Annotated in this window: 22 protein-coding genes; 3 read left to right on the top strand and 19 right to left on the bottom strand. The window is 40.1% G+C overall.

Annotation, left to right across the window (positions count from 1 at the left end; all coding sequences use genetic code 11):
- Positions 1-86: 86 nt before the first annotated feature.
- Entirely contained in the window at positions 87-938 is an 852-nt protein-coding gene (metF, locus tag T375_RS04855; protein WP_044935682.1) for a methylenetetrahydrofolate reductase [NAD(P)H], read from the top strand.
- Between the two features lie 65 nt (positions 939-1,003).
- Positions 1,004-1,885 (top strand): serine O-acetyltransferase, encoded by an 882-nt coding sequence (locus T375_RS04850; RefSeq protein WP_044935679.1) that lies wholly within the window; start codon positions 1,004-1,006, stop codon positions 1,883-1,885.
- 221 nt (positions 1,886-2,106) lie between these two features.
- Here T375_RS04850 and T375_RS04845 read toward each other — a convergent pair whose 3' ends face one another.
- The 14 genes from T375_RS04845 to T375_RS04780 form a co-directional block, all read right to left on the bottom strand.
- Positions 2,107-2,961 (bottom strand): undecaprenyl-diphosphate phosphatase, encoded by an 855-nt coding sequence (locus T375_RS04845; protein WP_197019836.1) that lies wholly within the window; start codon positions 2,959-2,961, stop codon positions 2,107-2,109.
- Between the two features lie 61 nt (positions 2,962-3,022).
- Complete coding sequence (locus T375_RS04840) at positions 3,023-3,703, bottom strand: GTP pyrophosphokinase (protein ID WP_044936211.1); 681 nt, start codon at positions 3,701-3,703, stop codon at positions 3,023-3,025.
- Between the two features lie 114 nt (positions 3,704-3,817).
- On the bottom strand, positions 3,818-4,084 hold the full coding sequence (locus T375_RS04835) for a hypothetical protein (protein WP_044935676.1): 267 nt from the start codon (positions 4,082-4,084) through the stop codon (positions 3,818-3,820).
- 30 nt (positions 4,085-4,114) lie between these two features.
- Complete coding sequence (locus T375_RS04830; protein ID WP_081821979.1) at positions 4,115-4,615, bottom strand: HAD family hydrolase; 501 nt, start codon at positions 4,613-4,615, stop codon at positions 4,115-4,117.
- A 16-nt stretch (positions 4,616-4,631) separates the two neighbouring features.
- Positions 4,632-5,513 carry a ParB/RepB/Spo0J family partition protein gene (locus T375_RS04825; RefSeq protein ID WP_044935674.1) on the bottom strand — a complete coding sequence of 294 codons (882 nt, stop codon included), beginning with the start codon at positions 5,511-5,513 and terminating at the stop codon, positions 4,632-4,634.
- A gap of 133 nt (positions 5,514-5,646) precedes the next feature.
- Positions 5,647-6,033, bottom strand: coding sequence for a holo-ACP synthase (locus T375_RS04820; RefSeq protein ID WP_044935671.1), 387 nt, complete (start codon positions 6,031-6,033; stop codon positions 5,647-5,649).
- 2 nt (positions 6,034-6,035) lie between these two features.
- Positions 6,036-7,040 carry a phosphate acyltransferase gene (locus tag T375_RS04815; RefSeq protein ID WP_044935668.1) on the bottom strand — a complete coding sequence of 335 codons (1,005 nt, stop codon included), beginning with the start codon at positions 7,038-7,040 and terminating at the stop codon, positions 6,036-6,038.
- A 1-nt stretch (position 7,041) separates the two neighbouring features.
- Positions 7,042-7,281, bottom strand: a complete 240-nt coding sequence (locus T375_RS04810; RefSeq protein WP_044935665.1) for an acyl carrier protein — start codon at positions 7,279-7,281, stop codon at positions 7,042-7,044.
- Between the two features lie 121 nt (positions 7,282-7,402).
- A complete protein-coding gene (locus T375_RS04805) occupies positions 7,403-9,166 on the bottom strand; it encodes a thiolase C-terminal domain-containing protein (protein ID WP_330371732.1) in 1,764 nt (587 codons plus the stop codon).
- Between the two features lie 21 nt (positions 9,167-9,187).
- On the bottom strand, positions 9,188-10,285 hold the full coding sequence (buk, locus tag T375_RS04800) for a butyrate kinase (protein WP_044935663.1): 1,098 nt from the start codon (positions 10,283-10,285) through the stop codon (positions 9,188-9,190).
- Between the two features lie 50 nt (positions 10,286-10,335).
- Positions 10,336-10,839, bottom strand: coding sequence for a DUF1097 domain-containing protein (locus T375_RS04795; protein ID WP_044935661.1), 504 nt, complete (start codon positions 10,837-10,839; stop codon positions 10,336-10,338).
- Positions 10,840-10,850: 11 nt separating this feature from the next.
- Positions 10,851-12,881 (bottom strand): oxidoreductase, encoded by a 2,031-nt coding sequence (locus T375_RS04790; protein ID WP_044935658.1) that lies wholly within the window; start codon positions 12,879-12,881, stop codon positions 10,851-10,853.
- 13 nt (positions 12,882-12,894) lie between these two features.
- On the bottom strand, positions 12,895-13,356 hold the full coding sequence (locus T375_RS04785) for a hypothetical protein (protein ID WP_044935655.1): 462 nt from the start codon (positions 13,354-13,356) through the stop codon (positions 12,895-12,897).
- 28 nt (positions 13,357-13,384) lie between these two features.
- Positions 13,385-14,329 carry a flavodoxin family protein gene (locus T375_RS04780; protein ID WP_044935651.1) on the bottom strand — a complete coding sequence of 315 codons (945 nt, stop codon included), beginning with the start codon at positions 14,327-14,329 and terminating at the stop codon, positions 13,385-13,387.
- Between the two features lie 137 nt (positions 14,330-14,466).
- Here T375_RS04780 and T375_RS04775 point away from each other — a divergent pair, with 137 nt between their 5' ends.
- Positions 14,467-15,756: a PucR family transcriptional regulator gene (locus T375_RS04775; RefSeq protein WP_155952436.1), complete on the top strand. Its 1,290-nt coding sequence runs from the start codon at positions 14,467-14,469 to the stop codon at positions 15,754-15,756.
- Between the two features lies 1 nt (position 15,757).
- Here T375_RS04775 and T375_RS04770 read toward each other — a convergent pair whose 3' ends face one another.
- From T375_RS04770 to pepF, 5 genes are all read right to left on the bottom strand, one after another.
- A complete protein-coding gene (locus T375_RS04770) occupies positions 15,758-16,987 on the bottom strand; it encodes an L-lactate MFS transporter (protein WP_044935645.1) in 1,230 nt (409 codons plus the stop codon).
- A 136-nt stretch (positions 16,988-17,123) separates the two neighbouring features.
- Entirely contained in the window at positions 17,124-17,930 is an 807-nt protein-coding gene (locus tag T375_RS04765; RefSeq protein WP_044935642.1) for a TrmH family RNA methyltransferase, read from the bottom strand.
- A complete protein-coding gene (gene pfkA, locus T375_RS04760) occupies positions 17,914-18,900 on the bottom strand; it encodes a 6-phosphofructokinase (protein WP_044935639.1) in 987 nt (328 codons plus the stop codon). Before pfkA ends, T375_RS04765 begins: the two co-directional genes overlap by 17 nt.
- Positions 18,901-19,001: 101 nt before the next feature.
- Positions 19,002-22,508, bottom strand: coding sequence for a DNA polymerase III subunit alpha (locus T375_RS04755; RefSeq protein ID WP_044935636.1), 3,507 nt, complete (start codon positions 22,506-22,508; stop codon positions 19,002-19,004).
- Positions 22,509-24,305, bottom strand: a complete 1,797-nt coding sequence (gene pepF / locus T375_RS04750) for an oligoendopeptidase F (RefSeq protein ID WP_044935634.1) — start codon at positions 24,303-24,305, stop codon at positions 22,509-22,511. It abuts the gene before it with no gap.
- Between the last annotated feature and the right edge of the window lie 4 nt (positions 24,306-24,309).

Raw genomic sequence — 24,309 nt, 5'->3', positions numbered from 1 at the left:
TTTTTTCGTTAGTGAATATGATACTATCTTTTTATTTAAAATATGTGTCTAAATTGTTAACTTTGGCTAGTTTATAGGAGATTTTTATGTTTAAAGATATGTTTGCTAATGATTCATCTCTATCTTTTGAAGTATTTCCTCCAAAAAAGGACGATGAATTCGAAAATTGTTACAAGGTACTAGACTCACTTTCTGAATTAAAGCCAGACTTCATAAGCGTTACTTATGGTGCCGGTGGAAGCCGTTCAAAGAAGACTGTTGAAATAGCTTCTTATATTCAGAACGAATTACACACAGACGCTATGGCTCACATGACTTGTGTCGGTTCCACATCAGAAGACATCCTTGCGGTTACACGTGACTTAGAGGCAGTGGGCGTCAATCACGTGCTTGCTCTTCGCGGTGACAAACCTCGCGACATGTCTGACGAACAGTTCAATAAAAGGGTATTCCCTCATGCTACCGATTTGATTCGTTTCTTAAACGAAAACACAAAGCTTGATATCTCCGCTTCCTGCTATCCTGAAAAGCATCCAGAAGCAATGTCTATGGATTCTGATTTAGCTTTCATGAAGATGAAGCAGGATATGGGTGCCAAAATGTTTATCTCCCAGTTATTCTTTGATAACGCAGATTTCTATCGCTTTACTGAGCGTGCCGACAAGGCAGGCATAACAATTCCTATCGTAGCTGGAATCATGCCTATCACATCTGCAAAACAGATTGGATCTACAGTCACACTTGCAGGCTCATCTGTACCAAAGAAATTAGCTGACATCTGTGCAAGATATGGAGAGTCACCAGATGACATGCGCAAGGCCGGAATCGAATACGCTATCGATCAGATTAGAGACCTTCGTAAATGCGGAGTAGGTCACATCCACATCTACTGTATGAATAAACCCAAAATGACAGCAGAAATCTGTAAGTCTATCTAGTTAGCTACATGCTATTGAATGTGATACAATAGATTTACATTTTACGATACCACGGGGGTACTATTATGGATGGAAAAAAGATAGAGCAGGAAATGCTCGAAATTACAAAAGAGCTTATGAAGGATTACAAATCCGACAGAGCAATAGATAAACTTGATACATATCATCAGCCAAACAAAGATAGCATCATCGACATCACAATGAAGCTTCTTCGTGTTGTTTATCCCGGCTATTATCGTGATCACGTATACAAGGTTTACAACGTAGAAACCAACATCAACACTCTTATGGAGGATGTTGTTTACAATCTTAACAAACAAATTTCACTTGTACTTTGCTACAACTCTGTATTTGACGGTTGTGGTGATGAGATTTGCACTACAAAGGCTGAGGAGCTTTCACTGGCATTCCTCAAGAGAATACCTCACGTTCGTGCTCTTCTGGACACAGATTTGCAGGCTGCCTTCGATGGCGACCCTGCCGCTACAAGCATCGACGAAATCATCTTTGCTTACCCAGGCATTTTAGCAATCACAATCTATCGTCTTGCACACGAGCTATACTTACTTGGAGTACCTATCATTCCACGTATTATGACTGAGTACGCTCACTCAAATACAGGTATCGACATTCACCCAGGTGCAACCATCGGCGAATACTTCTTCATCGACCACGGCACCGGCATCGTAATCGGTGAAACTACAGTCATCGGCAACAACGTAAAAGTATACCAGGGTGTCACCCTTGGAGCCCTTTCAACTCGCGGTGGCCAATGCCTTCGCGGTGTCCGCAGACACCCAACCATCGAAGACAACGTAACAATCTACTCCAACGCATCAATCCTTGGAGGTGACACCGTAATCGGGCACGATTCCATCATTGGAGGCTCAACCTTCATCACCGAATCCGTACCACCCGAATCCCGCATCTACTACGACGTAAAGTAGCGGCATCATCGGGGTTGTATAGTAAATAGGACACCTCCCCTGCCCTGGCCCGCGCTATGGAACTGTAGGGGTGTCGATTTCGCGAATATTATAGTTTTTCTTAGCACAAAAGGAGAACACACAACAGGTGTGTTCTCCTTGTGCTTTAGAAAAACATAATATTCATGCGATGACTCCCTGAAGCCCTCTGCGGGGCCATTATGTGGGAGGCCTGACTTAGCCTAGATTACCCCGATGAGGCCGCATGCTAGTACGATGAGGCCTAGCGCGATTCGGTACCATCCGAAGACTTTGAAATCGTGCTTCTTGATGTAGTCCATAAGGAATTTGATTACGAACATTGATACGGCGAAGGCTACTACCATGCCTACGATAAGGATGGCTGCTTCCATGGCTGTGAAGCTGAGGCCAAACTTTAGGATTTTGAGAAGGCTGGCGCCAAGCATTACAGGGATAGCAAGGTAGAATGTGTACTCTGCGGCTGTAGTTCTAGCGACACCGATTAACAGTGCACCTACGATTGTGGCGCCTGAACGAGATGTGCCAGGGAAGATAGCAGCGATGAGCTGGAACATACCAATTAAGAATGCTGTAGTGTATGTGATGTCGGCTACGGCATTGATTTTTGCCTTGTGGCCTGACTTCATGTTTTCAACTAAGATAAATGCTACACCAAAGATGATAAGCATGATTGCTACTGTAGTGTAGTTGTAAAAAAGCTCTTCAAATAAATCGTCCCATAATACTCCAACGATTGCAGCTGGAACACATGAAACTAAAATATGGAACCATAAAACAAAAATGTCTTTTTTGATCCATGCACCAATTCCGCTTTCTGATAGTGGTGCTTTGTTGTTTTTCTTGCCAAATGGCCAAATGCTGTTCCAGAAAATCAAAACTACAGCAAGGATTGCACCGAGCTGAATTACTACCTGGAACATGCTGTAAAACTCTTCTGATACATTGAGCTTTACGATTTCATCTAAAAGAATCATATGACCTGTGCTACTGATAGGTAACCATTCTGTGATTCCTTCAACTATACCGAATAATATGGCTTTTAAAATTTCAATCATAATTATCCTCCATTTAATTAAAAAGAACTGCTGCATACACAGCAGTTCTCATTATATACTTTTATATATTTTCCTTCCAGCTATTCCTAAGAAGTCGCTCCTCTCGTTTCTTTTCTTCCTCTTCCTGCTTTGTCTGCATGATTGCATTGTTAAGCTGAAGCATCTTGGTATCCATCATTGAAACGATTTCAGAACACTCACGAAGGTCGCGGCTGATGTACTCAGGAGCATTACCTTCGAACTTGTAGTAGATTTTGTGCTCCAAGCTTGCCCAGAAGTCCATTCCGATTGTACGAATCTGGATTTCTACCTTTGTATCAACTGTCTTGTCTGAAAGATAGATAGGAATTGTTACAAGCATATGATAACTCTTGTAGCCAGATTCCTTTGGATTCTTGATGTAGTCCTTTATTGAGACGACTGTGACATCTGTCTGACGTCCTATCATTTCTGCAATCTGATAAATATCTGATGTAAATGAACAAACTATTCTTACACCTGCAATATCGTTACAATGTTCAATCATATTTGGAATGGAAATTTCGTATCCATTCTTTTTTAATTTCTTAACGATACTCTCTGGTGTCTTTACTCTTGTTTTAATGTATTCAATTGGATTATATTGATGTACCTGCTGAAATTCATCATTAAGAATTTCTACCTTAGTACGAAACTTTTTAATGGCTGACTCATATAGCAGCATAACGGTGTTCCAAGAATTTACTCCGTCATCTGGAAACATACCTAAATCCACAATGAATCACCTCCCCATATTTATTACTACTATATAATAGCATACTTTCTCTGATAAATTATTAACAAATTCTAAAATTTGAAATTGTATAAAAAGGGGAGTCTAATCTTCTTCTAATACATGAATTTCCAAATAATCAAATGGGATTTCGTCTACGAAATTATCCTGTGTAAAACGGGCTTTTCCGTGACGTTTGAATTCTCTGATTGTAGATTCCAACCATACTGGTTTGCTTGTATCAAATTCATAGCTAGCTTTATCTACCGCCGCAAAGATTTTGTGAGTACGTGTCTCTTCTGATTCATCCTCCACAACATAGTCATGAAGCATATGATTGTCTTTCCATGATTTAAACCAAATTCGCATTATTCTAATCCCTTTTATAAAACATATATAGCGTTACTTTGGTAGGTGCTTTATATGCTCTGCTTTTTCTATTATTTTTTCTTTCCAGTTGTCATCCTGAGCCTCAAGCTTGTATGTGGTGTAACCATACTGAGGCCCCAAAGAGCATACCACAGTTTCATCATCTACGTGAAGAGAAATTCTGTATTTGCTTGGAAGTTTTTGAGGAAGTATATCTTTGTTTCCCTGCTGAACTTCCTTCAGATGACGCTGAGCATTTACTATACCATCAAAATGGACATTGTAATGCTTGAATAGTCTTTTAATATATTTCTCTGGTCTGAAAGAAGACGTATAAATCCAAACTTCGTACCCCAGCTGCTGCAATTCATTTACCAACTCTGGAGTACCAAGTCTTAGTCTTTCTTTATAAATAATATTGAGAGGAAACTTGAGCTGAGGCTCTGTCTTTATATAATTTGGATTAACAAATAGTACCTCATCCAAATCAAAGGATACCCTCATCTTTTCCTCGTGATTTTTCTTTTTATTCATCCCTTTGCCCTCTTTTTTAGGCATCAATTTCCTTAATGATATCCATTACAGACTTCGACCAGTTTACACCTTCATCGATAGTGAAATCTTGGAAATCTTTACGCACATTATCTATCATTAAAACCGCATCATTATCTATATGTAAAGTAAACAAATACTTACTAGCATACAGGTTCTGCATTTCATTTTTTTCCTCTTCAGACTGCTTTCTCTTCGATGTACCAGTTACAATACCTGTCACATGAACATGATACTTTTTAAATAATGCTCTTAAATACTCCTTTGAATAAAACTTTGAGCTGTATAACCAAATGTCATATCCATCTTTGTTCAGCATATTGAAAAGAGCAGGTATTCCCAGTCTCAACTTATCTTTATAAAGCTTATTGAGTGGGAATGGTAAATCTTTTTCTGCTGGTCCATTGTTTTGATTATAAAAAACAACCTCATCCAAATCCAGCGTTACTCGCTTGTCATGCTTTGAATTATTAATAATATCTTTGATTTCCTGATTGTGAGTCACATTTATGACTTGCACAGGAATCTTTGCGTAGCCTAGTTTAAGTGCAGCAGCCCACCTATGGTGACCATTTAAAATCATATATCCATCTGGTCTGATTTTTTCCACCATGATAGGATCTTCACCATCAAAATAATCCATACTGTGATTTGAATTATAGATATATTTCTTTTCATATTCAGAAATAATTCGATAGCTTGGTCCCACGGTCGGAATAGAAAACTCGTCATCTGGATTAGGATGAAGAATTGTACATGGAGCCTTCTTCACCAAAACTCGATTTAAAAATCCAGCCTTAACAGGCATTGCTACTCCAGCGTATTTCGCTATATCATCAGCAATATACTGATCAAATGCTACACTAATATTTTTGCTCATAGGTCCCCTCACACTTTCGTCTGATTCTCCCTATGGATGTATAATATCACACTCTAAAACGAAAATAGTGAAGAAATGGTAAAAGCTAACAAACCAAATAAAAAAATTGGGATGTTAGCTTTTAATGCAATAATTATTTAATTAGTTCTGCTATGGCGGTGACTAAATCACCCTGATTCGAAATTGATATTTTTATATCTGAAGCTCCAATTTGAGGTAGAATCTTTAGGACATTCTCATTACCGTTAAACCTTGGAGCTCCATTGGATATTCTTATAGTTTCTACATTTCTAAAATCAAAATTGATTTCTGGATAATTTCCACATATGGCTTTATAAACAGCCTCTTTTACAGCAAACCTTCCAGCAAGGAACTGATAATAGTCAAGCGAGGAGTCTGCATCTTTCAATTCCCTGTCTGTAAATGTTTGTCGGACGAAGTTCCCGTTTAGTCTTTCGTCCAAATCATGTATTTCTCGTATCGAAACTAGGTCTATTCCAACCCCTAAGACATTTGACATAATTACTTCTTCTGTCCCATGGCACGTACTGCAGAAATAACTACATTACCCTTAATCTCTGAAACAGGTGCCCCTCTTGAGCAATCACATACAATGCTGTTGAAGCCCTGTAGCATTGGGCCATAAGCATCTGCATGACCAAACTGCTGAATAAGTTTTACAGCTGTATTTCCTACGTTAAGGTCTGGCCAAATAAGTACATTAGCCTTACCTGCAACCTTGCTTTCGCGGTTAACCTTCTTTGCAGCTACTGCTGGAACAATTGCTGCATCAAGCTGGAACTCTCCATCAATATCAAGGTCTGGACGCTTTTCATTTGCTATAGCAAGAGCTTCCTTTACCTTATCAATAAGCTCACCCTGACCAGAACCAAGTGTTGAGTAGCAAATCATTGCACATCTTGGCTCCCAATCAAGAAGTCCCTTAACTGTATCACAGGCAGAGATTGCAATATCAGCAAGCTGCTCAGCTGTTGGATTAGTACATACGGCGCTATCACCAACTGCAAGAAGCTGACCTTCGCTTCCTTCAAATCCAGGAATATCGCAAAGTCCAATAGATGAAACTGTGCTGATACCTTCCTTAAGGCCTATAATCATCTGACCAGCGAGAAGAACATCTCCTGTTGTGTTATCGATACCTGCAAAAGTAACATCTGCCTCTCCAACAGCCTGCATAGCCATTGCATAATAAAGAGGGTTCTCCATACGACGTCCAAGAGCTTTCTCCTTAAGTCGTGTGTTAGGAAGGGCTACATACTTTGCAATAACCTCATTCTTGTAATTCTCTTCCGCGATATCTACTATCGTAAATACGGATTCATCATAGCCTCTTTCAGCTATAAGTTCTTTAATCTTTGCAGAGTTACCAACAAGTATAGGAACAATATAGCCTTCCTGTCCACACTCATAAGCAGCCTGCATCATCTTTTCATTTTCGGCCTCTGGAAAGGCTACCTTTTGAGGGTTAGCCTTGGCCTTATCATAAATCTTTTCAAGTACGCTCATATTAAAGTTCCTCTTCAACCTTATCAACAAGATCTCCGATTGTCTTGCAAGCAGCAGCATCTGAAAGCTGAATCATTGCATCTAACTCATTTTCAATCTCAGAAACAAGACCAACCATCATTACAGATGTTCCGCTAATATCCTTTCCAAATTCTGAATCTACTGAAAGTGTAGCTTCATCTGCGTTGTAGCACTGTGCTACCATCTTAATAATCTGTGCCTCAAGTTCTTTTCTTTCCATCTTTCTAATCCTCCTAGTCCGGCAGTTACGCACGCAAGCCTTAGTATTTCTTCGCTCGACAACACGTCTCGCTTAAGAAATCTAAGAGCTTGTGCACTACTGCCTCATCTAAATAATAAAATTACTGTTCGTCTAATTCGTAGACTACGGTTTTGAATCCACCATCTCTGTCGATGATTTTTGCGTGTACTGGAAGTGGAAGCTTATCCAAAAGCTCTGGACGAGTCTTCTTGCTAATTCCAATAACTACACCATTAAATTCAGCGCCCTCTTCTGTTTCGATAACGCCGTAAGCATATTTGCCCATTCTCTCCTTATACTCAGGCTTTGATGAAAGTGGTGCAGGAAGAACGATAGACTTCATTACAGCCTTACCGCTAAGCTCAATCCACTCTGTGTCATCGCAACCGCAAGAATTACAAGCGTATACTGGTGGGAACTCTACAGCTCCACATCTCTTACACTTTCTACCAAGTAACTTGCCCTGCTCTAAGCCTTCGTAATATGTCTGTACAACCTTTTCAAGCTTAAGATTTGACTCCTTAGCTGGCTCCTTAGATGGCTCAAAATCATCTACTGTCTCAAGCATGATAGCTGCAACGTTCTGAGAACCGCCGTAACCTCTAAGCATTGCTGTCTTAGGAAGCTTCTTAACCTGGTGCTCACCGCACTCACCACGCATCTGCATACAGCACTCATAAACGTCTGCAAGACCTGAAGCTGCATGTGCATGCCCGAATGATGTACGTCCACCGTTTGTGTTGATTGGCTTGTCACCATCAAATGCTGTTCTTCCATCACAAATGTATTTCCAGCCCTCACCGTATGGTAAATATCCAGCGATTTCAGCTGCATAAAGATGTGATGTAATAATAAAATCGTTTGCGAAGAAGATATCAAGATCATCTCCTGACTTTCCTGTAAGCTCATATACCTGGCGAACAGCTTCCTTAGTCGCGTTGATTTCAAAGTGAGGTGTTGATGCTTCACAAGCAGCACTACCAATACCAATGATTTCAATTGGCTTATGTCTCAAGTTTTTGCAAAGCTCTGGGATCTTCTCTGTTGCAATTACGATACAAGCTGCTGCACCGTCACACTTACGCTCGATTCCTTCCATTCTAAGGAAATCACCAGACTTTGGATTGTATGGGCTTCTCATATAATCCATTACATTGTCGAAGCCTTTCTCCTTTGCAATGTCCTCAAACTCCTCATGTGTGATTGCAAGTGGGTTGTGAACTGCATTGTGTCTGTTGTTGATTGCCATGTGGTTAAGAGTATCGTCCATCTGCTCTGGAGTGATGCCTCGAGTTCTAACATAATCCTCTGCGCAATCATCATAGATAAGTTCCATTGGAGCCATAAGTGGTCTTGCATATGTCTTGTCATAAATCCATGCAGTTGTCTTAAGGAATTTCTCCATTGTCATCTTATCTCTCTTGAATGGATGCTTTGGATCCTCTACGCTCTCGCTTGGTGAAGGAACAGCGTCACCAAATTCTACTGCACCTGTAAGTACGCAATCATACTTACCTGATGCAACTGCGTTTGCTGCGATTTCAAGTGCAAGATAACCTGTACAGCAAGCCTCAGAATGATGCATAGAGCCTTTGCCCTTCATACCAAACCAGTTTGCCACCTGAACATTAGGTGTAATATAGTTTGAACCATTAAGTGGATTTGCCTGACCATGGAAATAATAATCAACATCCTTTGGTTCAACACCAGCATCTTCCATTGCTTTAAGAGCTGCGTATCCAAACATTTCGCCTTCAGTTAATCCAGCAGTCTCTGGATTATCCAAAGTATTCATAAATGGTGTGCAGCTTACGCCTACAATAGAGACGCTTCTTGAATACTTATTAATCTTAGTCTGATTCATCTCTTATTCTCCTTTAACATTCTACTCCGCAGGTGTCCAACAAGGTTCACCTGTGTATACCTTCGCTTCCTCTTCGCCGTCGAGGACACGGATTGCTCCAGCAGCCATAGCTTCTAGCTCAAACTCTCCAGGATATGCAGTTACTGGTGCAATCCAAGAGCATGCTTCTATAATATCAGCTACAAGCTTTTTGTTATGAACCATTCCACCACCAAGAAGAATTCCATCTACCTGGCCATGAAGAACTGCTGCCATAGAGCCAATATATCTAATAATCTGGTATGTCATTGTATCCCAGATTAGCTTAGCCTCTTTATCTCCCGCTTCTGCTCTGTTAAATACATCGAGAGCATCTGAAGTATTCAAATGGCTTACAAAGCCACCTGTTTTAGTAGTAAGTGATAATGTTTCCTTTTTATCTGGATGCTCATATGCATATCTAATCATCTGTGCAGCTGGTACTGAGCCACAACGAGTTGGTGCCATTGGGCCATCTCCAGCAACAATATCATTTCCATCAATCATCTTGCCCTTACGGTGAGCAGAAATTGAAACTCCTCCACCGATATGACAAACTACATAATTTTTATCTTCGTATTTAACACCATTTAAATTACTGTGTCTGATAGCTGTCTCTTTAAGATTTAAGGCATGTAAGTGTGACTGTCTGTACACACCTTTGATTCCTGTCATTCTTGCTTCGATAATAAACTCATCTGTATCAGGTGGATTTACTACGAATGCTGGCTTTGAATACTGATTTGCAAATTCTGCTGCAAGTTGAGATCCAAGCTGTGCTGGATGTTGAATTCCATTGGCACCTCTTCTTGCATGATCAAGAATTGTTTCATCTACTTTGTATGTGCCACCTTCTACCGAAAGAAGTCCGCCACCACGGCCAACGAATGCATCGACCTGTGAAAGATCAATACCTGCTTTTTTTATTTCTTCTAAAATCAAATCTCTTCTGTAAGGAAGCTGATCACTAATGCCGGCAAATTCTGCCAGCTTTGCTGCGTCATGTGATACATTCACCGAGAACTCTAATTTATCTCCATCAAAGTAACCTACCTTTGTAGATGTAGAGCCTGGGTTAATTGTTAAAATCTTATAACTCATTCTATTCTCCTAAAACTCATCTCAGGATTTATGATTATTTATGTTGTGCATTATCTCTTTAATACTTTTATAAGCATCTTCTGAAATAAATCTCCCACAACTCCTACATACCAAACACCGGCTAGCATTGCTGCTGCAATCTGTAGTGGCATACTTCCTACAGCTGCAATATCCATTGGTCCCATGATAGTAAGTCCAATAGCCCAACCTGCAAGCCATGCTGGTACAAATATTGCTTTTTCTCCAATTGTGCCAAGGATGACTGCGAGCCCACCCATGACAAAAAGTGTGAGATAAAGTGTAAGATTAGGATTTAGAGTGCTGTGAGCCATTATTGTAAGAGCAATAAAAGCCCACACATCTCCTAATAAGAATCCTAGGGAAACTGGAATTGCTTTTTTGATATTATTTCCAAGACATGCGAAAAGTCCTGCACAAATAAGTGCTACCGCACCTACTGTCACACCAATGTAGGGCGATAAAACCGCCCATATTGGTGGAAGTAAGGCAACGGTAAATGCCAATGTTAAGGCATTAATCCATTTTTCCTTCATTTTGTAATCCTTTATTTATCGATAATTCCTCTGTACTCGTGATCTACAAAGTTTTCAGGCTTTGCAATATCAACACCTGCAAGATATGCAGAACGTGTACACTGGTCTACCTGACCTGGTCTGATTGAATCACCTACAACAAATACCTCTGCATCACCTGCAGCTGCCTTTAACTCATCGTAAGGAACTGTCTTCATACCAAGTGCAAAAAGGATTGTATCTGCTTCAAGTGTCTGCTCACCGTCAGCGTTCTCTACTTTTACTCCATCTGGTAAGATTTCAAGACATTTTGTCTTTGGCATTGTCTTCATGCCATTATTTTCCATCTCCCAAACAAGAGCTTCACGGTAGCTACCGAATGCCTCATTTGCAACACGGTCAAGCATTTCAACAACTGTTACTTCATGACCTAACTTTGTAAGGTGTAATCCAGTTTCGCAACCAACAAGTCCTCCACCAATCATTACAACCTTCTTGCCAACCTTAAGCTCTCCATCATAAACTTCCATAGCCTGATGAGCATTCTCAATACCCTTGATAGGTGGACATGATGGAAGTGAACCTGTGGCAATAATTACTGTGTCTGCACCAAACTCCTTAATGAAATCTGGTGTAGCTTCTGTATTAAGACGAACATCAATATCACGCTTTTCAACTTCGCGAATGAGTACATTCTTGAAGTTACGTAAGTCTGGCTTATCAACATCAATATCTGTGAAGTAAAGAAGTCCTCCAAGATTTTCCTTCTTCTCAACAAGAGTTACCTTATGGCCTCTATCAAATGCTGTGATTGCTGCCTGAAGACCTGCAGGACCACCACCAATTACAAGAACCTTGTTGCTCTTTGTTGCAGCTGGAAGTGTAGCTGGGTCAAATGGTAAATGTGCAAGAGGATTGATTCTACAATGACCTACATAAAGAGCAAGCTCTTCACTTGTAAATGGTAAGTCTGTGTATCCTTCCTCAGGTGAACCTGGGAAGCAAAGGTAGCAGCGTAAGCATCTTCTGATGCAATCCTCTTCGCCACACTTGCACTTGTTTGCAAATTCTGGATCTGCAAGCATCTGGCGACCAAGAATGATGAAATCAATCTTGCCCTCAGCAATTGCCTTTTCACCCATCTCTGGTGAGTTGATTCCACCAACTGCACCAACTGGAAGCTTTGTATACTTCTTGATAATAGAAGCTGGCTCAATGTTAAGTCCATGCTCATGGAACATAGAGCTTTCTGTACCAGACTTAACTGAATCTTCGTAAATACCACATGTTACATGAACAGATGTAATGTAATCCTCAACCCAGCTGATAAACTCACCTGTCTCCTCTGGTGTAATACCGTTTGGCTGGTGATCAGTTCCATCAATACGAAGCTCGATAAGGAAGTCAGGGCCTACTGCTTCACGCATAGCCTTGATAATCTGGATTGGGAACTTAGCACGATTTTCAAGTGATCCACCGTACTCATCTGTTCTTGTGTTCATAAGTGGGCTTAAGAACTGTGTAAATAAGAATCCGTGACCGCCATGGATAAGTACACCGTCAAAGCCTGCCTTCTGCATATAAGTTGCAGCAACTGCAAAGTCATTTGCGATACGAGCCATATCATCTTCATTCATAGCACGTACATGTACACCAGCTAAGTTTGTGCATTCAACTGGTCCGATTGCTTCTTCCTCTGGTCTAAAAGGAACCTTCTCCTTACCACAGTGAACAAGCTCTGCAAGAGCGATACAATCATGGCTCTTGATTCTTTTTGCATACTCTGCAACGGCATTGAAAGTTTCCATGTCTTCCTCTGGCTTAGCAAAGTCGAATGGTCTGAAGCCTGGAATACGAACAGCATCTTTAAAGTTAACATCTGTCTCACCAACGATAACGCATGCGTTACCACCGATTGCTCCACTTTCAAGCTTACGATAAGTAAAATCTCTTGCCTCTGGATTCTGTACGATTAATCCGAATGCCATAGGCGCACTTACAATACGGTTTTTGTAAGTTACATTTCCAACTTTCATTGGACTCATTAAGTGTTCAAATTTCATGGTTTTTCTCCTTTTACACTTCTCCAGTAATTTTTCTGGCCAACATTTCTGCTGGTCTGTTCCATAAGAATGAAACAACATATCCTACTAAGTAGATAGGAATGAATGTAGAAATCATTGCGAAGAAATATGCAATGACTGGAGCGTGGCTCAAAATAACAACATTAAAGTAAGTAAGGAAAATACAGTTGACTACTACATACACAAGATTGACAATTACATTCACTAAAAGTCCGAATGGTAATGTATCCTGCTTTGCCTTACAAGCGCTTGCAAATTTTAATCCCCAAGGTACTGCTGGTAAAAACATTCCAACAAAGAATGAGATTACATATGCAAGTGTAAAATTGATTAATAAAAGTTTAGGTACAACGGTACGTGTTGCGATAAGCTGTGCAGCTAAAGAAATAGCAAACGCTATAGGAATATTTGTTATCAATACGTTTAAAACTTTACATTTTTTGCTCATGTTCATTATCGTACATCTCCCTGTTATTTAATTTTTAGATACCCTTAAACTGCTTATTTTTGTAGCGACCAATTTTGCTTGCTACAATTTCTCTGTTTTCTGGATTTGCAAAGAATCCACCCTGTGTGTGAGCAATCTCTTCAAGATGCTTTGCACGACCTGCTACAGTTGTTCTGTCCTTGAGAAGACCATCCTTCTGAATAACAAATTTCCACTTGCCATCAGCTGTCTGCTCAAGATTTCCACCTGCTCCACAAACCTGGCACTCGATTGGATAATGAAGTCCATCCCACTGCATCTCGCCAAGAACAAGCGCATTACTGTGGCAGTTTGGACACCATCCCATGTCCTCATCACCAAGCCATCCTCTTTCTTCAACTGGAGTCTGAACTGCTTTGATGATGTTCTCACCCATCTTGTGAGCTCTTTCAATGAGATCATCCTTAAGAAGTACCTGAGAAGGGCCTGGAACCTGAGTTGCAAGAAGCATATCAACAACCTTGAAGTCTGTAGTGAACATTGTTGCCTGCATACCTTCAAGAGCCATTGCCTGCCATGCTCTTGTGGAACCACCCACTGAGATAAGACCTGCTACACGATCTTTGTGCTCAATAGCACCGATTGTTTCAAGAAATGCTGTCTCGTAGCTAAGACTGCGCTGTGCGAATGTAAGATAGTTTGATGCTGGCATCAAATCATATGTTGGTGCTGCAAAAATTACGGCGTCCTGATTAAGCATGACATCCATAATTTTTTTCTTGTCATCCTTCTTGTCGAGGATACATCCAACATGCTTACCCTGAGACATTCCAATAGTACAAGAAGTACATCCTGTACAATCCATAATGTTGTAGTCTCTGAGGTTAATCATAGTGACTTCTGCACCAGCCTCCTCACAGGCGATAAGCGCCTCCTTCAACAAAATTTCGCTGTTGCTGTCCTTTCTTCCGGCAGCAACACCCATTACTTTAATAGCCATCATTATTCTCCTTTTACTTTTGTTTGACAAAAATATAACAATCTTTTCCTATATATTCATCAGACAGAAATTCAATTAAATCTATAAAAAGGAGATTACTTTTCCGACGTTTGTCTGATATACTCAGTGAGTATTCTTTGGAGGTTATTATGGAAGAATTGAACAACGAATTAAAAGAAATGCGCGACTTTATTAAAAACTATCAACAATTACAACAGAAAAAAGAGTCGCTTTTCACCGTACTACGTCACGGACATGAATTAAATCTCATCCTACAAAAAGCGTATGGTTATATAAACAATCCTATAAACATCTGCGATAGCAGCTTTTCTATTTTGGACTCCTTTCCTACAGTTGATGATGAACGTTCACTGGAAGTTAGAAATGATCGTCTTTCTCTGAAAAACGTTTTTTCAAACGATATGAAGGAATCAAATTTAACCGACCATATATTTCACAGTATCTATCCTTTTATTACAAAGGTAGATGACTTTGAATATGATTGGGCATTTGAGAGTATCCGCATCAATCGTTCAGTTGTAGGATATGTGTGTGTAAGGGGAATCAATCGAGATTTTACAGATGATGATTTGGAAATAATCCACCATCTCAGTCATATTATTTCAGTTTATCTACAAAAAAATAATCTATATATGAATCCTCGTGGAATTACTACTGATAGATTTCTAAAACAATTACTGCTTGGACATTTTGAAAACGAAGACACCATTAAATCTCAAATTTCTTCACTTGGCTACAAACCAAGTGCAAGCTACTATCTGATGTCCTATGACTTTGTAGATTCTAATCCAAAACTGCTTGCAACTGACTATTTCTGTCAACAGCTACAATCTATTTTTCCAAATGCCATTACAGGTACCTATGAAGGACAGCTGGTTACACTTTTACCAGCAAATCACACTACTCCATTCAACGGTGCAACAGAGGACAGACTACAAACATTTCTACTAATGAACAGAATGATATGTACCATCAGCTTCGTATTTACGAATCTGACAGAAGCCCCTACATATTATGAACAGTGCAAATGTATCTTTGGAATGATTGACTTAGAGGATAATATCGGAAATACGTTAAGATATGGTGACTACTGCTTGCGCCATATCACAACACTTTTAGATGACCCTTCGCTATTTTTAGCTACTATACATCCAGCTATAAAATTTATGCAATCATATGATTTAGAGAATTCAACAGATTATCTAAACACTCTTGAAACCTACATCCAAAAAAATAGGAGCGCCCCAGCAGCAGCTGAAGCACTCCATATACATAAATCAACTTTTTTCTATAGACTCGAAAAAATGAAGTCGCTTTTTAATATTGATGTATCTAATCCTGATAACATGTTTGCCTATGAAATATCTCTTAAGATTTTGGATATTTCAAAAAAGTATCGATACTAGTCTATTTTCTTTTTGCTAAGAATCTGTATAGGAATGTAAATATGATTCCAGCTACAGAAAAGCTCAATGCAATAATAAATGCATTTTGATATGCTCCTGTAGAAGCATAAACACCTCGCATGATTTGTGGTCCAAAGTATCCAGCCAACGCGAATCCAATAAACATGATTCCATAGTTTACGCTGTTGTTCTTTGGGCCGAACTGATCTGCAGTGAAGCCTGGATAAACACCCATAAATGAGCCAAAGCTTATTCCTACGATTGCAAGTCCTACATAGAATAGTCCAGCTGCCCCTGTTCCACAGTTGTAAAGAATAAAGCCGCCGATACATCCCAACATACATGCAATCATGAGGGTGTTGATTCTGCCAAGCTTATCAGAAATATAGCCAGCAAGAATTCTTCCAAAGGCATTGAATAATGCGAGTAATGATACTGCAAGAGATGCCTGAACAGCTGTCATACCAATCATGTTTTGAGCCACTGATGATGCCTGAGATATGATCATCATTCCTGAGAAAGCTCCGCATGTTAAAAGCAGAAGCATAACATAGAATACTGGTGTCTTAAGCATTTCTTTCCAGTTTTTGTTTTCAATTTTTGCACCAGAGCCAGTTGTACTCACCACATATCCTGATGGAACGTAATCTTCTGGGCACTGTTCCAAAAACATACACGAAACGGCAATAAGAACAATAAAAATAATACCAACAAGCTTGAATGCAAAGCTTGCATCTGTTCTTGAAACGATTGCTGTTACTATTGGTGGTAAAATTACCGAACTTGCACCATATACCGCTGTTGTTATTCCACCAATTAATCCCCTTTTATCTGGGAAGAATTTGACACATGTAGAAATAACACTTCCATAGGCCATTCCAAGACCAAGTCCACCGATGATACCGTAAGTTGCAATTAAATATCCTACACTGGTAGCAAATCCTGATAAGAACATGCCAAGTCCCCACATAATTCCACCAACAAGAATTACTTTCTTAGGACCGAATTTGTCATTGAACCATCCACCTGAAATCATTGTGATTGGCCCAACAGAATTTGCAATCGTATATACGATAGCTAAATCACCTGGTGTGATATTGCTTCCCATTGTAGCATTGAAATAATCTGCCATAGCAGCAGAGAAAACGCTCCATGCATAGATAGAGCCAAGGCAGAGATTAATAAAACATCCTGCCAATAAAATAATCCATCTTTTTTTGTCTAAATTCATTCTATTCTCCTTCTAATCCTTAGGTTGTGGATTGGAGAATAAATATAAGTTATAAGATTTCGCAGTAATTGCATTCTAGCGATAAAAAAAATAAATGTCAATTTTCATCGACATTTATTTCTATTAATATCCTATTCTATTTTCTCTGTCTGTGTGTTTCATACATCAGCAAACTAGCTGCAACTGATGCATTTAATGATTCTAGCTGACCTTCCATTGGAATCTTTAGGTAGCTTGTAGCCAATGCTGACATTTCGTCTGTCAGACCATTTCCCTCATTTCCAATCATGAAAGCTGTAGGGCCGGTGAAGTCCAATTCATCGTAGAACTTCTCCCCCTTTAAGTGTGCTGCATAAACTGAAAGGCCATGCTTTTCTTCAAGCTCCTTGATAGTAGCGCCTAGGTCTGAAACTATCAGGTGTGGAACTCTAAAAATGCTTCCCATTGTAGAACGCACAACCTTTGGTGAATAGATGTCCACAGTGGTGTTGTTCATGATAATGCCGGTAGCTCCTGCGCCCTCTGCAGTACGCACGATAGTGCCCATATTGCCAGGGTCCTGCAGTGATTCAAGAATAACCACATGTGCAGGCTTGCCTAAAGCAGTACCTAGCACATCATCCATAGTGAAATCCTGCATCTTTACAAGCGCAAGAACTCCCTGTGGAGTGACAGTGTCGCACATGGTTTTGAATACATTTGTAGCCACTTCTTCCACATGAACCTGTGGTGCCTTTTCCTTTATCTGTGCAAGGAAAGCCTTTCCCTCAGCTGTAGCTTCAAAGCCCTCTATGATATATACACTATCTAAAAGATTGGCTGGGACCTCTGCAACGGCACGAATCCCTTCAATCACAAAAAGCCTTTGAGCTTTACGCTCTCTGGCTTTTTTGTTAAGTGCAATAATATTTTTGATTTGATTGTTATTAGTACTTGTAATCATTGTTCAAAGATTGGCAAAGCTGATATTGATACTCGTCAACGTCCTTCTTCATTGCAAGAGCTTCGTCGATATCGAAATCAACGAACTCACCATGTCTGTAACCAACTACGCGGTTTGTCTTTCCTTCGCAAAGAAGGTCAACTGCCATAGCTCCCATAGTAGATGCGTATACACGATCCTTACATGTAGGTGAACCACCACGCTGCATGTGACCAAGGATAGTAGCACGTGTCTCGATACCTGTAGCAGCTTCGATACGCTTAGCCATAGATGTTGAGTGACCGATACCCTCTGCATTGATGATGATGTGGTGCTGCTTGCCCTTCTTACGTCCTTCGATGATGTGGTTTACAAGTCTCTGCTCATCATAATCATAACGCTCTGGAAGAAGTACGTCCTCAGCACCGTTTGCAATACCGCACCAAAGAGCGATATAACCAGCGCCACGTCCCATAACCTCGATGATTGAGCAACGCTCATGAGATGTAGATGTATCACGAACCTTATCGATAGCTTCCATAGCTGTGTTTACAGCTGTATCGAAACCGATTGTGTACTCTGTACATGCAATATCAAGATCGATTGTACCTGGAAGACCGATTGTGTTAATTCCAAACTTAGAAATCTTCTGAGCACCCTTGAATGAACCGTCACCACCGATAACAACAAGGCCATCGATACCTGCAGCGATTGCATTCTTAGCAGCCTTCTCCTGATACTCAGGATCAAGCATCTCTAAACAACGTGCTGTCTGAAGAATAGTACCACCACGCTGGATAGTCTCTGAAACGCTATGAGCGTCCATATCTATAATCTCGCCTGAAAGTAATCCGGCGTAACCTCTTCTAATACCCTTTACCTTCTTGCCTCTAGCGATTGCCTGACGAACAACTGCACGAATAGCGGCATTCATGCCAGGAGCGTCACCACCTGAGGTAAGGACACCAATTGTGTTTACTTTATCTGCCATTTTGATAAATCCTCCTAAAATATCCCTCTGAAAACAATTCCAATCTATTTTATCCTCTTTTTTCGCTTATTTCAATAAAAAATCACTCTTTTTCATTGAAATTAATACCTTCTAGAGGCAAATTGAACCTTTTTGTTTACAACCTTTACATTTGCTTCTCCAAATTTCTCGTAAAGGATTTCGAGATTCTCTGCTGTTGCACCTATTCCCCAGTTGTCTGGCATACGCTTTACAGCCTTTTCCTCGGTTAAATAGATAACCATATTGTCATTGCCATCCATACTGCGAATTGTGTCAGAAAGAAGCTGTTCCTTGGAATCATACTCTGCCTTATTGCTAAACTGAATCCAGATTTCTCGCTTGCAATCGTCAAAGCTCTTTATATCCTGGCAAATGATTTTAGCATCCTTTTCTTCCTCTGCCTGAACTCGGCCACTTATAAAGACTTTATTATTCTCTGCGATTAGTGAACGAGCTGGCTCGAAGCTGTTCGGGAATACAATTACTTCCACCTGACCTGTAAGGTCTTCCAAAGTAATAAATGCCATAGCTTTGTTGTTCTTAGTGTACTTGATTGTAACATCTGTAATCATTCCACCTACGACAACAGTTTTATTATCCTCTACCTTTGCCATTCCTGTTTCGTCATCAACCAGGAACTCACTGGCATGGGCTGTAACATTTTTCTCAAGAAGTGCAATGTAATCATCAAGTGGATGACCACTTACATATACACCCATCAGCTCTTTCTCAAAGGCTAGCAGCATTTCCTTATCAAATTCCTCTACAGGTGGTAATGAGATTTTCAAATCTTCCTTTTGCTCTTCACTGGCAAAATCAAAAAGAGACATCTGACCATCAATCTCATTTTTCTTTTTGCTATTCATGGAATCCAAAATACTTGGGAAAATCATGCATTTTTGTCTTCGGTTTCCATCAAGAGAATCCAGTGCTCCTGATTTGATAAGGTTTTCAATAGTTCGTTTGTTGGCATCGTATTTGCTAACACGATCTATAAAGTTTTCCAAATCATGGTATGGTCCATTCTTTTCACGCTCATATTTGATTGCGTCAATTGTAGGACGACCAACTGATTTGATTGCATATAAGCCATATCGAATGCTCTTGCCATCAACCGAGAAACGGCCATCTCCATAATTAACATCTGGAGGAAGAACCTCGATTCCTGAAGAACGGCATACGCCAATGTATTCTGCAACCTTTCCACTGGCATCAATAACAGATGTCATAAGGGCTGCCATAAATTCGATTGGATAATACTTTTTCAAATACGCTGTCTGCAAGGCAACTACAGCATAGGCAGCAGCATGTGATTTGTTGAAAGCGTACTTGGCGAAATCAACCATGTGGTCGTAAATTCCATTGGCCACCTGGCTCGATATGCCATTTGCACCACAACCTGGAATCTTTGTAATCTTGCCAGTGATATGGTTTTCGATTTGACCACCATTAACGAAAATCTCGCGGTTTTCCTCGATGACATACTGCTTCTTTTTACTCATGGCACGACGGATTTCATCGGCGCCACCAAGTGAATATCCAGCCAAAGACTGAACGATTTGCATAACCTGCTCCTGATATACGATACATCCGTAGGTAGGAGCAAGGATTGGCTCTAATTCTGGGCATTCATACACAATACCCTCCTGATTATTCTTACCCTTGATGTAATTAGGAATGAAATCCATTGGGCCTGGACGATATAGTGAAATACCGGCGATAACATCTTCGATTGAATGAGGCTTAAGCTCCTTCATGAAGTTTTTCATGCCAGTAGATTCAAGCTGGAAAACACCCTCGCATTTACCAGCAGAAATCATTTCCATAACGCCCTGGTCATTATAATCAATGTTATCAATATCAAGCTTGATGCCGTGGTTCTTTTCTACAAGCTTTACAGCATCATTGATAACTGTAAGAGTACGAAGACCAAGGAAATCCATCTTTAGAAGTCCAAGCTCTTCGATAGTGGTCATGACGAACTGTGTAACGATAGTACCGTCACCACCTCTTGAAAGAGGAACATACTCATCCATTGGCTTGCCGGCAATAACTACACCTGCTGCATGCATACCAGTATTTCTAGGGAGTCCCTCAAGAGTACGAGCTACATCAATAAGATTCTTGATTTGATCATCTGCATCATACATTGCCTTAAGGTCACGATTCATTTCAAGTGCCTTGTCCAAAGTGATGCCCAAATCCATAGGGATCATTTTGGCAATGGAATCCACATATCCATATGGCAAATCCATTACACGTCCTACGTCACGGATAACACCACGAGCCTTTAATGTACCGAAGGTAACAATCTGGGTTACGCATTCTTTGCCGTATTTTTCAATAACGTAATCGATAACTTCTGAACGACGCTCGTAGCAGAAGTCAATATCTATATCGGGCATGGATACACGCTCTGGGTTAAGGAAACGCTCAAACACCAGGCTGTATTTGATTGGGTCGATATTAGTGATTCCTGTGGTGTAGCTGACAAGTGAACCTGCAGCAGATCCACGTCCTGGGCCTACAGGAATACCATGAGTTCTGGCATAGTTGATGAAATCCCAAACAATAAGGAAGTAATCAACATATCCCATGTTTTTAATAACATTTAATTCGTATTCAAGACGAGACTTAAGGCTTTCTGCCTTGTCACCATAACGACGATCCAATCCCTCATAGCAAAGCTTGTTCAGATATGTCCATGAATCGTAGCCCTCTGGAACTTCGAAATGAGGAAGCTTTGTCTCACCGAAAACGATTTCTACATGACATCTGTCTGCAATTTCCTGTGTACGATAAACCGCTTCCTTCGCATAAGGAAAAAGCTCTAGCATTTCTTCTTCTGATTTGACATAGAACTCGTCTGTCTCAAAACGCATTCTATCCACATCCTGAAGCTTTTTACCTGTTTGGATACAAAGTAGCACATCATGGCTTGCTGCATCCTCTTTATTTGTGTAGTGGCAGTCGTTTGTGGCAACTAAAGGGATGCCTGTCTCCTTTGAAAGACGAAGTAATCCCTGATTAACAGTTTTCTGTTCATCAATACCATGGTCCTGAAGCTCAAGGAAATAATTATCCTTTCCGAAGGTGTCACGGTATTTAATAGCTACAGCCTTTGCATCATCATATAATCCACGTGCAAGAAGCCTAGCCACCTCGCCTGCAAGACAGGCAGATAAGCAAATAATACCCTCATGATATTTCTGGAGAGTCTCAAAATCCACACGTGGCTTATAGTAGTATCCATCTACAAAACCTGCAGAAACGATTTTTATGAGATTTTGATATCCTTCGTTATTTTCTGCAAGCAAAATAAGATGGTAGTATCTATCCTCTCCCTGCACACGCTCTCTATCAAAACGTGAACCAGAAGCAACATAGACCTCACATCCTAATACAGGATTGATTCCTGCCGCTTTACACTCTTTATAAAAATCGATAACACCATACATTACTCCATGATCTGTGATGGCTGCTGCAGTCATCCCCATGTCTACGCATTTCTTGACATAAGACTTAATCTTATTAGAACCATCCAGAAGAGAATATTCTGTATGTGTATGTAGATGAACAAAACTCATTTATACTAATTCCTCTAATTCCTTTACTATTTCACCCATCTTCGCTAACGCAGCTTCGATTGGGGCTGGTGTGGTGAGGTCAACGCCTGCTATTTTAAGAAGCTCAACTGGTGCATCGGTGCAACCTGATGACAGGAACTTCTTGTAGCGAGCCACTGCTGGCTCACCTTCTGTAAGAATCATTTCTGCAATAGCTACTGCTGCACAGAAAGATGTGGCATACTGATATACATAGAAATTGTAGTAAAAGTGAGGTATACGAGCCCACTCGTAAGCTATCTCTGGGTCAGAAATCATATCTGGTCCATAATAACGCTCATTTATGTCCTTATATATGGTCGACAGATTTTCCGCGTTCAAACTGTCACCATTTTCTACCATTTCGTTTGTGATTTTTTCAAACTCTGCAAACTGAGTCTGACGATAAACAGTTCCCTTGAAGCTGTCCAGATAATGGTTCAAAAGATATGCTCTCTCCTTTTTATCTGTACAGTTCTTAAGTAAATACTCTAAAAGTAAAATCTCATTGCAGGTTGAAGCTACCTCTGCAACAAAGATTTTGTAGTTTGAATAAATATAAGGCTGTGCACTATTTGAATAGTGGCTATGCATTGAATGGCCCATTTCATGAGCTGTTGTAAACATATCATCAAATGTATCGTTGTAATTTAAAAGCATGTATGGATGGCAGCCGTATGCAGTTGCTGAATATGCTCCACCCTGCTTTCCTTTATTTTCATACACATCAATCCAACGATTTGCAAAACCTTCTTTTAAAAGCTCCACATAATCATCCCCAAGAACTGCAAGTGCTTTGCAGATAGTCTCCTGAGCCTCTTTATAAGTAACCTTTTTAGCAACGTCTGAAATCATTGGTGTGTAGATATCGTACATATGAAGCTCATCAACACCAAGGCACTTCTTTCGAAGCGATACATACGCATGAAGCTTATCAAGATTTGCGTTTACTGTCTTAACCAGATTTTCATAAACTTCTGGTGAAACATTATTTGCATCTACTGCCGCTTCAAGATTTGAAGAATATCCCCTTACTCTAGAATGAAATACTCTCTGTTTAACCTCTCCACTGTATGAAGATGCCAATGTATTTATGTAATCCTTCATTGTGTCATAGTATGCCTTAAATGCATCTTCTCTGACACGTCTATTTGCTGACATCAAAAATGGAACAAATCGTCCGTGTGTAAGCTCTACCTCTTCCCCATCCTCGTCTTTGATGGTAGGGAATTTCATATCAACATTTGTAAATGCTTCGTACACCTCTGATGCAGTGTTGGACATCTCCGCTGTCATAGCTACAACTTTTTCCATTTCTGCCGAAAGTGTGTGAGCCTTTAATCTTTGAACTTCTTTTATCTGCTTTTTATATAAATCGAGCTTTGGCTCTTTGCTATAGAACTCTTCCAGCTTTGATTCATCACAAGCTAGAATCTCTGGGTCGATAAACGAAACATCAGAACTAATCTTTGCCATAATGCTGAATATCTTCTGATTCATGCTTTGATGAAGTGTATTGCCTTGGTCCTCGTCGAAAAGACGTGCTGCATAGTTGTATGCAAACTCTAGCTTTTCAGAAATGAAAGCTGAAAGCTCAAGAACCTGCAAAAGAGTATCTGCACTTTCGCAAACTCTACCTTCAAACTTAACAAGTTCCTCTGTTTTGCCAAGAATAACCTTTATATCTTCTTCCCAGTCGCTGTCGCTGGAATACATATCCTTAAGATTCCATGTATCTTCAACATTAACCTGATCTCTTGTAAGTAACTCCTTTGCCATTCCA

It is taken from the genome of Pseudobutyrivibrio sp. LB2011, assembly GCF_000701765.1.
Taxonomy (GTDB): Bacteria; Bacillota; Clostridia; order Lachnospirales; family Lachnospiraceae; genus Pseudobutyrivibrio; species Pseudobutyrivibrio ruminis.
This window is presented reverse-complemented; position numbering and strand designations above follow the sequence as displayed.

Bases quoted from the DNA above. Each gene is read 5' to 3' on its own strand.
- T375_RS04830 (WP_081821979.1), bottom strand. From the start codon at position 4,615: ATGAATAAAAAGAAAAATCACGAGGAAAAGATGAGGGTATCCTTTGAT.
- T375_RS04755 (WP_044935636.1), bottom strand. From the start codon at position 22,508: ATGAGTTTTGTTCATCTACATACACATACAGAATATTCTCTTCTGGAT.
- T375_RS04765 (WP_044935642.1), bottom strand. From the start codon at position 17,930: ATGATTACAAGTACTAATAACAATCAAATCAAAAATATTATTGCACTT.
- T375_RS04785 (WP_044935655.1), bottom strand. From the start codon at position 13,356: ATGAACATGAGCAAAAAATGTAAAGTTTTAAACGTATTGATAACAAAT.
- buk (WP_044935663.1), bottom strand. From the start codon at position 10,285: ATGAGTTATAAGATTTTAACAATTAACCCAGGCTCTACATCTACAAAG.
- T375_RS04850 (WP_044935679.1), top strand. From the start codon at position 1,004: ATGGATGGAAAAAAGATAGAGCAGGAAATGCTCGAAATTACAAAAGAG.
- T375_RS04845 (WP_197019836.1), bottom strand. From the start codon at position 2,961: ATGATTGAAATTTTAAAAGCCATATTATTCGGTATAGTTGAAGGAATC.
- T375_RS04820 (WP_044935671.1), bottom strand. From the start codon at position 6,033: ATGTCAAATGTCTTAGGGGTTGGAATAGACCTAGTTTCGATACGAGAA.
- pfkA (WP_044935639.1), bottom strand. From the start codon at position 18,900: ATGGCAGATAAAGTAAACACAATTGGTGTCCTTACCTCAGGTGGTGAC.
- T375_RS04790 (WP_044935658.1), bottom strand. From the start codon at position 12,881: ATGAAATTTGAACACTTAATGAGTCCAATGAAAGTTGGAAATGTAACT.
- T375_RS04805 (WP_330371732.1), bottom strand. From the start codon at position 9,166: ATGAATCAGACTAAGATTAATAAGTATTCAAGAAGCGTCTCTATTGTA.
- T375_RS04780 (WP_044935651.1), bottom strand. From the start codon at position 14,329: ATGGCTATTAAAGTAATGGGTGTTGCTGCCGGAAGAAAGGACAGCAAC.
- T375_RS04840 (WP_044936211.1), bottom strand. From the start codon at position 3,703: ATGTTTCCAGATGACGGAGTAAATTCTTGGAACACCGTTATGCTGCTA.
- T375_RS04810 (WP_044935665.1), bottom strand. From the start codon at position 7,281: ATGGAAAGAAAAGAACTTGAGGCACAGATTATTAAGATGGTAGCACAG.
- metF (WP_044935682.1), top strand. From the start codon at position 87: ATGTTTAAAGATATGTTTGCTAATGATTCATCTCTATCTTTTGAAGTA.
- T375_RS04825 (WP_044935674.1), bottom strand. From the start codon at position 5,513: ATGAGCAAAAATATTAGTGTAGCATTTGATCAGTATATTGCTGATGAT.
- T375_RS04770 (WP_044935645.1), bottom strand. From the start codon at position 16,987: ATGAATTTAGACAAAAAAAGATGGATTATTTTATTGGCAGGATGTTTT.
- pepF (WP_044935634.1), bottom strand. From the start codon at position 24,305: ATGGCAAAGGAGTTACTTACAAGAGATCAGGTTAATGTTGAAGATACA.
- T375_RS04795 (WP_044935661.1), bottom strand. From the start codon at position 10,839: ATGAAGGAAAAATGGATTAATGCCTTAACATTGGCATTTACCGTTGCC.
- T375_RS04815 (WP_044935668.1), bottom strand. From the start codon at position 7,040: ATGAGCGTACTTGAAAAGATTTATGATAAGGCCAAGGCTAACCCTCAA.